Source organism: Segatella baroniae B14 (genome assembly GCF_022024235.1).
Lineage (GTDB): Bacteria > Bacteroidota > Bacteroidia > Bacteroidales > Bacteroidaceae > Prevotella > Prevotella bryantii.
Map to the genome: position 1 here is coordinate 1570589 of NZ_CP091799.1, position 13275 is coordinate 1583863.

At 41.3% G+C, this 13275-nt stretch carries 11 protein-coding genes; all 11 read left to right on the top strand.

From position 1 onward, the window contains the following. Positions 1 to 58: 58 nt before the first annotated feature. A complete protein-coding gene (gene rhaB / locus L6469_RS06570) occupies positions 59 to 1534 on the top strand; it encodes a rhamnulokinase (protein WP_006283060.1) in 1476 nt (491 codons plus the stop codon). Positions 1535 to 1597: 63 nt separating this feature from the next. Beyond that, positions 1598 to 2854, top strand: a complete 1257-nt coding sequence (locus L6469_RS06575; protein ID WP_006283059.1) for an L-rhamnose isomerase — start codon at positions 1598 to 1600, stop codon at positions 2852 to 2854. A gap of 2 nt (positions 2855 to 2856) precedes the next feature. After that, positions 2857 to 4203, top strand: coding sequence for an MFS transporter (locus tag L6469_RS06580; RefSeq protein ID WP_006283058.1), 1347 nt, complete (start codon positions 2857 to 2859; stop codon positions 4201 to 4203). Between the two features lie 58 nt (positions 4204 to 4261). Then, the gene (rhaD, locus tag L6469_RS06585; RefSeq protein WP_006283057.1) at positions 4262 to 5083 is read left to right on the top strand and encodes a rhamnulose-1-phosphate aldolase; all 822 of its coding nucleotides are present in this window, start codon (positions 4262 to 4264) and stop codon (positions 5081 to 5083) included. Positions 5084 to 5118: 35 nt separating this feature from the next. Further along, positions 5119 to 6549 carry an arabinose isomerase gene (locus tag L6469_RS06590; RefSeq protein ID WP_006283056.1) on the top strand — a complete coding sequence of 477 codons (1431 nt, stop codon included), beginning with the start codon at positions 5119 to 5121 and terminating at the stop codon, positions 6547 to 6549. A gap of 253 nt (positions 6550 to 6802) precedes the next feature. Then, positions 6803 to 7423, top strand: coding sequence for a DUF6621 family protein (locus tag L6469_RS06595; RefSeq protein WP_006283055.1), 621 nt, complete (start codon positions 6803 to 6805; stop codon positions 7421 to 7423). Positions 7424 to 7476: 53 nt separating this feature from the next. Then, the gene (locus L6469_RS06600) at positions 7477 to 8715 is read left to right on the top strand and encodes a saccharopine dehydrogenase family protein (RefSeq protein WP_006283053.1); all 1239 of its coding nucleotides are present in this window, start codon (positions 7477 to 7479) and stop codon (positions 8713 to 8715) included. A gap of 63 nt (positions 8716 to 8778) precedes the next feature. Beyond that, complete coding sequence (gene recA / locus L6469_RS06605; protein WP_006283052.1) at positions 8779 to 9798, top strand: recombinase RecA; 1020 nt, start codon at positions 8779 to 8781, stop codon at positions 9796 to 9798. Positions 9799 to 9987: 189 nt separating this feature from the next. Beyond that, positions 9988 to 11889 (top strand): molecular chaperone DnaK, encoded by a 1902-nt coding sequence (dnaK, locus tag L6469_RS06610; RefSeq protein ID WP_006283051.1) that lies wholly within the window; start codon positions 9988 to 9990, stop codon positions 11887 to 11889. Positions 11890 to 12088: 199 nt separating this feature from the next. Next, complete coding sequence (locus L6469_RS06615) at positions 12089 to 12652, top strand: helix-turn-helix domain-containing protein (RefSeq protein WP_006283050.1); 564 nt, start codon at positions 12089 to 12091, stop codon at positions 12650 to 12652. Between the two features lie 229 nt (positions 12653 to 12881). Then, the gene (locus tag L6469_RS06620; RefSeq protein WP_006283049.1) at positions 12882 to 13214 is read left to right on the top strand and encodes a phage integrase SAM-like domain-containing protein; all 333 of its coding nucleotides are present in this window, start codon (positions 12882 to 12884) and stop codon (positions 13212 to 13214) included. The last annotated feature ends 61 nt before the right edge of the window (positions 13215 to 13275 follow it).

Consider the following 13275-nt stretch of genomic DNA (forward strand, 5'->3'; position numbering starts at 1 on the left):
TTTCAGACGCAATTTTCATTATAATTTTGCAACATTAAAGAAAACTATCTGACCTAAAATGAGTAACAAAGAATATTTTTTTGCAGTAGACCTTGGAGCTACTAGTGGTAGAACTATCATTGGTACACTTGAAGGTAGCAAATTTAATTTAGAAGAACTGACACGTTTTAATAATAACCTTATAGAAACTGGCGGTCACTTCTATTGGGATATTTATGCCCTTTATAACGAGATTATCAACGGATTAAAAATTGTACACCAACGTAACATTCCGATCAAAAGCATCGGTATTGATACTTGGGGATGCGATTTCGTATATATCGGCAAAGATGGAGCTATCCTTCGTAATCCATTAGCTTATCGCGACCCTCATACATTCGGTGTGATGGAAAAATATTTCGATCAAGAAATTAGCAAAGAGCAGGTTTATGACAAGACTGGCATTCAATTTATGAATTTCAATTCACTGTTCCAGTTATATGCGATGCGCCAAGCTGGAAATACAGCATTGGAAAATGCCGAAAAGATACTGTTTATCCCTGATGCTTTAAGCTATATGCTTACTGGAAATGCTGTTTGCGAATATACTGTAGCATCCACTTCTCAGATTCTTAATCCAAATACCAAAGACTTGGATGAAGACTTGATTAAAAGCTTAGGCCTGAAAAGAGAACAGTTTGGTCCAATGATTAATCCAGGTGAGCAAATTGGTGTTCTCACCGAAGAAATACAGAAGATGACAGGCCTTGGTGCAATACCAGTTATTGCTGTTGCCGGTCATGATACAGCAAGTGCAGTAGCAGCAGTTCCTGCTAAGGATGAGAAGTTTGCATATCTCAGTTCTGGTACATGGAGCTTGATGGGTATCGAGTCGAAAGAGCCTATTATCAACGAAAACAGTTTCGACAAGAACTTTACCAACGAAGGCGGTATCGAGGGTACTACACGATTCCTTAAAAATATCTGTGGTATGTGGATATACGAACGATGTCGCAAGGAATGGCCTGAAGTTTCAGGTATGGGGCACCAACAGATTTTAAGTGAAGCTATGCAAGCTGAGCCTTTCAAGAGTCTTATTAATCCTGATGATAAGATTTTTGCAAATCCAAACTCTATGGTAGAAGCTATTCAAACCTATTGTAAGGAGCACAACGAGCCTGTACCTGTAGGATATGCTGCTATCACCCGATGCATCTTTGAGTCTTTAGCCCTCCGCTATCGTCAAATCTTTAGCTGGCTGAAAGAATTTGCAGATTTCGATATCAACACCTTACACATTATAGGTGGTGGCTCACTCAATCAATACCTCAATCAGTTTACAGCCAACTCTCTAGGTGTAAAAGTTCTGGCAGGTCCTCAAGAAGGTACCGCTATTGGAAACATCATGCTTCAGGCTAAAGCTGCAGGCGATGTTAAAGATATTTGGGAAATGCGTCGTTTTATTGCATTCTCTTTGGAATTAAAAGAATTTATGCCTCAAGATCAAGAAGTTTGGAATCAGGCATATCACAAATATCTTGAGATTACAAAATAAACCTATAAACCTCCTGGATACGTAATAAACGTATCCAGCTTTCAATCTTAACCCAAAAGCAAAATGAAAGCAGAATATATTTCTAAAGCATACGAGATTGCGAAAGACCGCTATGCTGAAATTGGTGTAGACACCGAAGATGTTCTCAAAAAATTACAAGACTTTCATCTGTCAATGCATTGTTGGCAGGCTGACGATGTAAAAGGCTTTGAAGTACAGGCAGGAGCTCTTTCTGGAGGTATCCAGTCTACTGGTAATCAGCCAGGTGCAGCACGTAACATTGACGAACTTCGACAGGATATTTTAAAAGCGAAATCATTAATTCCTGGTACTCATCGATTAAACCTACATGAAATCTATGGTGATTTTAAAGGCAAAATCGTTGATCGCGATGAAGTAACCATAGAATATTTTCAGTCTTGGATAGACTGGGGTAAAGAGTACAATACAAAACTCGATTTTAACTCAACCTCTTTCTCTCATCCAAAATCAGGCAATTTATCATTAGCTAATCCCGACAAGAGTATACGTGATTTTTGGATAGAGCATACTAAGCGCTGTCGTGACATTTCGAATGCCATAGGTGAAGCCCAAAATGATCCTTGTATCATGAATCTATGGGTACACGATGGATGTAAAGACGTAAGCGTAAATCACTATCAATATCGTAAACTGCTTAAAGAATCTCTCGATGAGATTTACGCAGAAAAGAAACCAATGATGAAGGACACTATCGAAGGAAAAGTATTCGGTATAGGCTTAGAGTCATTCACTGTCGGTTCCCACGATTTCTATACTGCCTATGCAGCTTCTCACCAAATGATGCAGACCATCGACACAGGTCATTATCATCCTACAGAGATGCCAGCAGATAAAGTAAGTGCCCTACTCAACTTCCTCCCAGAACTGATGTTACATGTATCTCGTCCCGTACGTTGGGACTCTGACCATGTTACTATTATGGATGATGCCACTCAGGACTTATTCTCTGAAATTGTTCGTGCAGATGCACTTGACCGTGTACACTATGGTCTCGACTTTTTCGATGGCTCTATCAATCGCATAGGCGCCTATGTAATAGGTTCTCGTGCAGCACAGAAGTGTATGCTTCGTGCCCTTTTAGAACCTAGCAAAAAGATTTCAGAATACGAAATTGCAGGAGAAGGTTACAAAGTTCTAGCACTTTTGGAGGAACAGAAAGCTATGCCTTGGCAAGCCGTATACGATGAATTCTGTATGCGAAACAACGTACCAGTAGGTCACGAGTTTATTCTTGACATCGATAAATATCAATCAGAAATAATCAATAAAAGAGCATAACTATGGCAGCAAAAAGCAGTCTGAAGAGCACGATCGCTGTGTCTCTTAATAATTACCTGGATGCAGGTGCAATTGTAGCAGGAGCAAGTGGACTTACCCTTTGGCAGAAATATCTTGGCCTAACAGAAGTTCATCTTGGATGGTTAAACTTTATTAGTGCCAATTGTCTTGGTGCAGCTATAGGAGCAATCATCGGTGGTTTCCTAGCTGACAAATATGGCCGCAAATTCATCTATACGTACAATCTTCTAGTATATATGCTAGGTGTATTATTGGTCATGTTTTCTGTTAATTTTCCAATGCTACTATGTGGTTTCCTTTTTACAGGCATTTCTGTAGGTATTGGAGTACCTGCATCTTGGACCTATATCTCTGAAAGTTCAGAGGTTAACAATCGTGGTCGAAATATCTGTATCTCACAAATGTCATGGGGAATTGGACCTATGATTATCCTCTTGTTTGGTATGTTCTTTGCACCAGGTGGATACTTGTTCAACTCTGTAGAAGCACTGGCACTGGCTATCGGTGGAAGTAATCTGAACACTGATGCTATTAACGTATTTAGTTCTCGTATTGTATTTTTCTCACTCTTCATAGTAGCATTTATTGCTTGGAATATGCAACGTAAACTTGAAGAAAGTAGCGAATGGAAAGCTAGTAAAGAAGCTGCAAAAGCCAAGGGTGAAGATACTGGGTTACTCCACGCAATCGGGGTATTATTCTCCAACAAAATTGCAGTTCGTACAGTAGTTTTCTTAGCTTGTATCTATCTCACCTGGAACCTTGTAGCTTCAGTAATGGGCTTCTTCCAGCCTCACATCTACGAGACCGCCGGTGGAGTGACCAATGAGCAGGCTAACTGGATGAACTGCATTCAGTGGGCAATCATCGTACTTACTACACTTGGTGTTTCAAAGTTTATCGACAATAGCAGTCACAAGATTATATACATACTTGGCCTCTTATTCGCTATTAGTGCATGGCTTATCATTGTTACCATCGGAGTAAACGGTCCTACAGGACTTTGGGCTTTTGCTATCCTTTGGGGTATCGAGGGAGGTATGTCAGTACAGATTTTCTATGCCCTATGGGGCACAGAGTTATTCCCAGCCAAGTTTAGAGCTGGAGCTCAGGGGTTGATGTTCTTTATCGTTCGCGGTCTCTCTGCAATCTGGGGATTAGTATTTACTTATATCTATGGTGAAAACGGCGAAGGTTTTCAAATTGCAGCTTACTGCATGATTGCTTTACTGCTCATTTCACTGGTTGTAGGTGTTATCGGCTCTCCAAAGACACAGGGCAAAACTCTCGATGCCATTACCAAGGAACGTTATGGCGATAATGTCTAAACAGAACAAAAGAAAATCATAAATAAAAAATAAAAAGAAAGTAAAACTTTAAATAAAGATGAAAAGTATTTTAGATGGAAGAGACGGTCTGAAAGCCGTTATCGATCAAGTTGCAGAAGTAGCAGGATACCTTTGGGAAAAAGGTTGGGCAGAGCGTAACGGTGGAAATATCACTGTTAATGTTACAGAATTCATGGACGATGAATGTAAAGCTTTACCAGCTATAGCACCAGTTAAACAGATTGGTCTTGTATTACCACAACTCAAAGGCAAATATTTCTATTGCAAAGGTACAGGCAAACGTATGCGCGATTTGGCTCGTAATCCTATGCAGAATGGTTCTATCGTTCGCATCTGTGACGATTGTGCTAGCTACGAGATTATCGCAGATTGTCCTGTAGCTCCTACTTCAGAACTACCAACACACTTGGCTCTTCAAAACTACCTTCTTGAAACAGGTAGCTGCTATAAAGCAACTCTTCATACACATCCTATTGAGCTCGTTGCTATGAGCCACATTAAGAGATTCCTTCAGGGCGACGAAATGACTCGTGTACTTTGGTCTATGATTCCAGAGACACTGGCATTTGCTCCTTTAGGCATTGGTATCGTACCTTACGGTCTGCCTTCAAGTGTTGAATTGGCTAATGCTACCCTCGAAAAGATTAAAGAGCACGATGTAGTACTTTGGGAAAAACATGGTACTGTAGCTGTTGGTCAGGACATCATGGATGCATTCGACCAGACCGACGTACTCTGCAAATCTGCAAACATCTATATGTGCGCTCGCAACATGGGTTCTGAGCCTGATGGTATGACCGCAGAAGCTATGAAGGAGGTACAAGATGTCTTCAACTTGCCAAAGAAGCGTCCTTGCTAATTTAGAATTCGTAAATCATCTTAATTTTGAAAAGTATGAATAAACCATTAGTAGAAACCAAAGCACGTGTAGGTGTATTCTCTATTGCTTTAGGTGCTTACCTCCCACAGTTTCCACAGCTTGTACCAGAGTTTGAAGCTCAGTATGAAGCTTTCAAAAAGACTCTGCCTGATACTGTAGATATTATCGATGGTGGTATGGTTACAACCAAGGAACAGTCTATGGCTGCAGGTGATAAATTCCGTGCTGCAGATGTTGACTTGGTAATACTTCAGTTGCTTACCTATGCTACATCATATAATATGTTGCCAGCTATTCGCGATCTTGATGTACCTGTAGTACTCGTTAACGTACAGAAGAAGAAGGCACCAGATTATGCAAATACAGATACTCCAACTTGGCTGGGTGAACTATATGCTTGTGGTGCTGTCGGTGAAATGGTTGCCGATTTAGAGCGTGCTGGTAAACGTCATGCTGTAATCACAGGCGTTGTAGAAGGTGGAGATCCTATCGTTCAGGCAGAAATTGAAGATTGGTGCAAAGCGGCTCAAGTTCGTCGTCGTTTTCGTGATACCAATATCGCTCAGATCGGCCGTCCATACCCAGGCATGATGGATCTTTATATCGATGAGACTAATCTTTACCATCGCATGTGGCTCTACACGAAGCAGTTCGACTGGGAAAAGATGTGGGCTATTGCAGACAATATTACCGACGAAGAAGCTATCCGTACCAAGGCTCAGGATATCTTAGATACCTTCGATATTGAAGGTGGTGGTACCATTGAGAAGGTATGGGATATGGCAAAATATGTAGTAGCATTCGAACAGTGGGTTAAAGATGAGCACTTAGGTCTCGTAGCATCTCACTATGATGGCTTCTCTCAAGGTATAGCTGGTAAGCTCGACTCAATGCTGATTCCAGCATTCTCTATGCTTATAAAGCAGGGTACAGCTTGTGCCGTAGAAGGTGATATCAAAGTAGCTATGGCTATGAGTATTTTGAAAACCATTTCAGGTACAGGTCAGCTCTCTGAAATGTACTCTATCGACTTCGATAAGGACATCTGTATCATCGGTCATTCAGGTTCTGGCGATGCTGACATTTCTCAGGCTAAGAAACCTACTATGAAGATTGTTCCTGTATTCCATGGCAAGACAGGAGGTGGCTATCTTACACAGTTCTATCCACCTGTAGGAGATGTTACTTATCTTGGTATCACTCAGGATAAGGATGGACACTTTAAATTTGTTGTAGCAGAAGGTGTAAACGAGGATGGTCCTATCTTCACATTCGGTGATACAAACATGCGTACCCGATTCACTTGTGGTGCACGTGAATTTGTGAACCGTTGGAGCGAGGCAGGCCCTACTCATCACATGGCAGCAGCTGTAGGTCGTCATATCGATACTATTCTGAAAGTTGCCAAAATTTTCAACGTACCAGTTGATATCATCACACGATAATCAAAGATACTTGATATACTCAAAAACGGATGCAGGTTCAGCCTTGCATCCGTTTTTTGTATACCACTCTATATATACATTCCTGTACATATAACATCATTTCGATATCACCTTCCACGCTCTGCTCATCCTTCATTTTTTCAAGTGATTTATTTTGACAAAGAGTCAGATTATCCTAAGTCAACAAATACAAATCCCAAAAAATCACTTTTTTTTGTAACCATTCTTGCAAAAAAACTATTATCTTTGCACTATGAACGCAGAGCAGACAAACAACATTAAACTTAGCGAGAATATTATCATAGCCGATGCTGACTATATCGACTATGTCGCTTTTCAGCTATCCGTACAGTTTGAGCGTATGATTGGCAGAAGAATACCTCCTGCTGATTTAAGTCAATGGATTGTAAATATCGCTTTAGACGGTGGCTTACGCCAAGATGGCACCAAGCACGAAACCCAAGTTATACTTATTCACGAAAAAGACAAAAACAAGTTGGATAATTATGTGCCATCTGACTATGAAAAAGAACTCAATGGTCAAGCTTTTGAAGATCCTCAGTTTGGCGAATTTCTCATCAATGCTTTTAGCGTGGAAAATATCGTAAGCAAAGATGAATATATCTGCGATCTAATCAAGACGATAGTAGAACACGAAGAAGTTAAACGAATCATGATTATCCCTAACGGCGAACAGGGAGACACTTATGATATCATACGACAAGTGCTACGTCCTGTGGACAATAATCAGCGAATAACTGTATTTGCTATGCAGCCCATGGCTGGAGGAAATTTTCGTCAAGAGATACTTGGTTACAGTCTATTAAATGCCTTAGGCATCAAAGCCGACGAAATTCCAGGCAATAATTACTAAAAGAGAATAAACAATTTAAAATATTAGCAAACAATAAAAATAAACATATAAAAATGGGAAGAGTTTTAATGATTGGAGCAGGTGGCGTTGCTACCGTTGCAGCATTCAAGATTGTTCAGAACACTGACGTCTTTACCGAGTTTATGATTGCCAGCCATCATGTAGAAAAATGTGATCGTTTGGTAAAGTCTATTCATGATAAAGGTTACAACGTGGATATCAAGACTGCAGAGGTCGATGCTGACGACGTAGAACAGTTGAAAGCACTCTTCAGCAGCTACCAGCCAGACTTAGTAATTAACTTGGCATTGCCTTATCAGGACCTTACCATCATGGATGCTTGTCTAGCATGCGGTTGCAATTATCTTGATACTGCAAACTATGAGCCTAAAGACGAAGCCCATTTCGAATACAGCTGGCAATGGGCATACAAGGATAAATTTGAAAAAGCTGGTCTTACCGCAATTTTGGGTTGTGGCTTTGACCCAGGTGTTTCTCAAGCATATACTGCTTATGCTGCAAAGCATCACTTCGATGAAATTCAGTATCTCGATATCGTAGATTGTAATGCTGGTAACCATCATAAGGCATTCGCTACAAACTTCAACCCAGAAATTAATATCCGTGAGATTACCCAAAAGGGACTTTACTATAAGGATGGCAAATGGATAGAAACAGAACCACTGGAGATTCACAAAGACCTCACCTACCCTAATATTGGTGCACGCGACAGTTACTTAATGCATCATGAAGAACTGGAGAGTCTAGTTAAGAACTATCCTACCATTAAGCAGGCACGTTTCTGGATGACATTCGGCAAACAGTATCTTACTTATCTTGATTGCATCCAGAATTTGGGTATGAGCCGTATCGATGAGGTAACATACGAAGCTCCACTAGCAGACGACCCAACCAAAACAGTAAAAGTAAACATCGTTCCTCTACAATTTCTTAAAGCCGTATTACCTAATCCACAGGATCTTGGCGAAAACTACGATGGCGAAACCAGCATCGGCTGCCGTATCCGTGGTATCAAAGACGGAAAAGAGCACACCTATTATATATATAATAACTGCAAGCATCAAGATGCATTTGCAGAAACAGGCATGCAGGGTGTAAGCTATACCACTGGTGTTCCAGCCATGGCAGGAGCAATGATGTTCTTGAAAGGCATTTGGAAGAAACCAGGCGTATGGAATGTTGAAGACTTCGATCCAGATCCATTCTTGCAAGTACTCAACGAGCAAGGGCTACCTTGGCATGAGGTTTTCGATGGTGACTTGGAACTCTAATCTCCAGCAGTACTATACTCAAAGGAACGAACACAGCAAAAATTATTTAGCACTACAAAAAAAATGGCAAAAGAAGAAGAAACATCAGCTAAAGAGGGCAAATTAAAAGCCCTCCAAGCTGCCATGGCAAAAATAGAAAAAGATTTCGGTAAGGGATCTATCATGAAAATGGGCGATGAAAAGATTGAAGACATCGAAGTGATTTCATCAGGAAGTATCGCCCTAGATGCAGCCCTTGGAGTAGGTGGCTATCCTAAAGGCCGCATCATCGAGATTTATGGTCCTGAATCATCAGGTAAGACAACATTGGCTATTCATGCCATTGCAGAAGCTCAAAAAAATGGAGGTATTGCCGCTTTTATCGATGCAGAGCATGCTTTCGACCGCTTCTATGCCGCTAAACTTGGTGTAGACGTTGATAATCTGTTAATTTCACAGCCAGATAATGGTGAGCAAGCACTTCAGATTGCTGATCAGTTGATTAGCTCTTCTGCTATTGATATTTTGGTAGTAGACTCTGTTGCAGCACTTACTCCTAAGGCAGAAATTGAAGGCGATATGGGTGACAACAGAGTTGGTCTTCAAGCTCGTCTCATGAGTCAGGCTCTCCGTAAACTCACTTCTACAATCAGCAAAACCAACACCACTTGTATCTTCATCAACCAATTACGTGAAAAGATTGGTATTATGTTTGGCAATCCTGAAACTACCACAGGTGGTAATGCATTGAAGTTCTACGCATCAGTACGTTTGGATATTCGTCGTGTTTCCTCTATTAAGGATGGCGATCAAGTTATCGGTAATCAGGTACGCGTTAAAGTTATCAAGAATAAGGTAGCACCACCATTCCGCAAAGCCGAGTTTGAAATCACCTTCGGTGAAGGTATTAGCAAGATTGGCGAAATCGTAGACATGGGTGTTGAGTATGGCGTTATCCAAAAAAGTGGTAGCTGGTTCAGCTACAATGGTTCAAAACTTGCACAGGGCCGTGATGCAACCAAAAAATTGCTTAAAGATAACCCAGAATTGTGCGAAGAGCTTGAGACACTTATCAAGCAAAATATGGCAAACAAGCCAGAATAATACAAAATTGGCATAACTGACAATTAAGAATAGACGAGGATGTGACATGTTGTCACATCCTTTTTTTATATTTCCCCCCTTTTTTTTAAATATCCATTAGTTTGGCACAACCTTTGTTAGATAGAGAGTGTGCAATTGAAGCACAATCATTAAATTAAGAAAATAACAAAAAAATAAAAATATACAATTATGGGAAAGATTATTGGAATCGACTTAGGAACTACTAACAGTTGTGTTTCTGTATTTGAAGGAAACGAACCAGTAGTAATTGCAAACAGTGAGGGTAAGCGTACTACACCTTCAGTTATCGGCTTCGTAGAAGGCGGTGAGCGTAAGGTAGGTGATCCTGCAAAGCGTCAGGCTATTACAAACCCAACAAAGACTGTTTACTCTATTAAGCGTTTCATGGGTGAACCTTTCAATTTGGTTGAGAAAGAGGCTGCTTCTATGCCTTATCCTGTTATCAATGAGGGTGGCTACCCACGCGTACAGATCGATGACCGCAAATATACTCCACAGGAAATCTCAGCTATGATTCTTCAGAAAATGAAGAAGACAGCAGAAGACTATCTTGGTCAAGAAGTTACTGATGCCGTTATCACAGTACCAGCTTACTTCTCAGATTCTCAGCGTCAGGCAACCAAAGAAGCAGGTCAGATTGCAGGTCTTAACGTTCGTCGTATCGTTAACGAGCCAACAGCAGCAGCTCTTGCTTATGGTGTAGACAAGGCTAACAAAGATATGAAGATTGCAGTATTCGACCTTGGTGGTGGTACATTCGATATTTCTATCCTCGAATTCGGTGGTGGTGTATTCGAAGTACTTTCTACAAACGGTGATACTCATCTTGGTGGTGATGACTTCGACCGTGTTATCATCGACTGGTTGGCAGACGGCTTCAAGGCAGATGAGGGCATAGACCTTCGTCTTGACCCAATGGCTATGCAGCGTTTGAAGGAAGCAGCAGAGAAAGCAAAGATTGAGTTAAGTTCTTCTACTTCTACAGAGATTAACTTGCCATATATCACAGCTGCAGGTGGTGTACCTAAGCACTTGGTTAAGACTTTGACTCGTTCACAGTTCGAGCAGTTGGCACACGAACTTATCCAGGCTTGTTTGGTACCTTGCCAGAACGCTATGCGCGATGCTAAATTGCAGACATCAGATATCGATGAGGTTATCCTCGTAGGTGGTAGCTCTCGTATTCCAGCTGTACAGACATTGGTTAAGAATTACTTCGGTAAAGAGCCTTCTAAGGGTGTTAACCCAGATGAGGTTGTAGCAGTAGGTGCTTCTATTCAGGGTGCTATCTTGAATAAAGAAGGTGGCGTAGGCGATATCGTATTGCTCGATGTTACTCCATTGACTCTTGGTATTGAAACTATGGGTGGTGTAATGACCAAGCTTATTGAGTCTAACACAACCATTCCTTGCAAGAAGAGTGAAGTATTCTCTACAGCAGCTGACAACCAGACAGAGGTAACTATCCACGTACTTCAGGGTGAACGTCCTATGGCTTCTCAGAACAAGAGTATCGGTCAGTTCAACCTTACAGGTATTGCTCCAGCTCGTCGTGGTGTTCCTCAGATTGAGGTTACATTCGATATCGATGCTAACGGTATTCTCAATGTAAGTGCTAAAGATAAAGCTACAGGTAAGGAGCAGAGCATCCGTATCGAAGCTTCATCTGGCTTGAGCGAAGAGGAAATCAAGCGTATGAAGGCAGAAGCAGAGCAGAATGCAGAGAACGATAAGAAAGAGCGTGAGAAGATTGACAAGATGAATCAGGCTGACTCTATGATCTTCACTACAGAGAACTTCCTTAAAGATAATGGTGACAAGATTCCTGCTGATCAGAAGCCAGGTATCGAGGATGCACTCGCTAAATTGAAGGAAGCTCATAAGAGTGGTGATGTAAACGCTATCGATACAGCTATCAACAACTTGAACACTGTTATGCAGGGTGCAAGCCAGCAGATGTATCAAGGTGGTCAGGCTGGTCCTCAGCCAGGTGCTGATGCTGGTCAGAATGCTCAGCAGGGTCCTAAGGCTGATGATATTCAGGACGCAGACTTCGAGGAAGTGAAGTAAGTTTGATAAACAAATAACAAGCAATTATAGAAATCCCGTATAACTCAAGTAGTTATACGGGATTTTGCTTTTAGTTAAACTTTGTAGTTTTCTGCCGATTTTCGGCTTTTTACTGTAAATTTGCACCAAATCGTTAACGCGACACTTTGGTCGGTGATGTTCAACACATAGTAGTAACACCTTATTATATATAACATTTATGGCTCAGGCAAAATACGAGATTCGAAGGAAATGTCCTATCTGTGGTGCAGTATTCCAAATCCGCACCATCGACTCTGTGTATTGTTCTAAACAATGCTCAGATGTTGCCTACAAGAGAAAGAAGGATAGAGAGGCAAAAGAAGCAAAGTATGAACAGCTGGCTAAGGAAATTCCAGACATCAGAGAGCTCCTTTCTGTTCAGGAGGCCGTTGCAGTTTATTGCGTTGAACGAGACACATTGTATCGCGAGATTCGTAAAGGCAAGATTCCAGCTGTCAACCTTGGCACAAAACAACTAAGGTTGAACCGTGCCGACCTTGAACAGCGTTATCCAAGAAGAAAAAAGGTAAGGAAAGCAGCTCAGAAGCCCATTCCTAAGACCTATAATATGGAACCGGAGAATTGCTATACCATCGGAGAAATCTCGAAGAAGTTCAGAATTCATGATTCATCCGTATGGGCGCATATCCGCAAGTTCTCCATCCCTACCCGTCAGATAGGTAACTATGTTTACGCTCCAAAATCAGAAATCGACAAACTCTATAAATCTATCAAATTATGAAGACTCCAATGAAGCGCACGGTATTCAAGGTAATACTCCGCAAATCCGAATACAAAGAGCAGTGGTCATTGCTCATTGAAAGTTTTCCAGTCTTTGAGCCAGGCAAGGATAAACCGCTGCGTAAGCATGAGCCACTCGGTCGTTTTATCACCACTCCTATCTTCGACAAGAATATTTGTCTGATGGCAAGGCATACTACCGGCCAAAGCGTGACACAAACGGAGTCATCATGTGTCGCTCACAAAAAGACCAAGAGGCTTGCATCTTTGCCGACAAAGTACGTGACTTCCGTCAGCACAAATACGACAATCAGACTTTGTACACAGATACGGAGGCAGAGCAAGCTGCACAAAACGAAAGGTCAAAGTGCGACTTCATTCAGTATTTCGCAGAACTGAAGGAGAAACGACACAAGAACAGTTCCAAGTCCATTCAAGTCAATTGGAATCGTGAACTTGCACTTCTGAAGTTATATACAGGTGGAAAGCCGCTTCTATTTGGTCGCATCGACCTAAATCTCATCGAAGACTACAAGGATCTGCAAATCGCTCTCAACTGTTAAAATGTAGCTAAAAAGCGAAGAATCTTAGGTGATGTTGTTTGTGTTGCGAATTTTATGACTA

Bases quoted from the DNA above. Each gene is read 5' to 3' on its own strand.
- rhaB (WP_006283060.1), top strand. From the start codon at position 59: ATGAGTAACAAAGAATATTTTTTTGCAGTAGACCTTGGAGCTACTAGT.
- L6469_RS06575 (WP_006283059.1), top strand. From the start codon at position 1,598: ATGAAAGCAGAATATATTTCTAAAGCATACGAGATTGCGAAAGACCGC.
- L6469_RS06580 (WP_006283058.1), top strand. From the start codon at position 2,857: ATGGCAGCAAAAAGCAGTCTGAAGAGCACGATCGCTGTGTCTCTTAAT.
- rhaD (WP_006283057.1), top strand. From the start codon at position 4,262: ATGAAAAGTATTTTAGATGGAAGAGACGGTCTGAAAGCCGTTATCGAT.
- L6469_RS06590 (WP_006283056.1), top strand. From the start codon at position 5,119: ATGAATAAACCATTAGTAGAAACCAAAGCACGTGTAGGTGTATTCTCT.
- L6469_RS06595 (WP_006283055.1), top strand. From the start codon at position 6,803: ATGAACGCAGAGCAGACAAACAACATTAAACTTAGCGAGAATATTATC.
- L6469_RS06600 (WP_006283053.1), top strand. From the start codon at position 7,477: ATGGGAAGAGTTTTAATGATTGGAGCAGGTGGCGTTGCTACCGTTGCA.
- recA (WP_006283052.1), top strand. From the start codon at position 8,779: ATGGCAAAAGAAGAAGAAACATCAGCTAAAGAGGGCAAATTAAAAGCC.
- dnaK (WP_006283051.1), top strand. From the start codon at position 9,988: ATGGGAAAGATTATTGGAATCGACTTAGGAACTACTAACAGTTGTGTT.
- L6469_RS06615 (WP_006283050.1), top strand. From the start codon at position 12,089: ATGGCTCAGGCAAAATACGAGATTCGAAGGAAATGTCCTATCTGTGGT.
- L6469_RS06620 (WP_006283049.1), top strand. From the start codon at position 12,882: ATGTGTCGCTCACAAAAAGACCAAGAGGCTTGCATCTTTGCCGACAAA.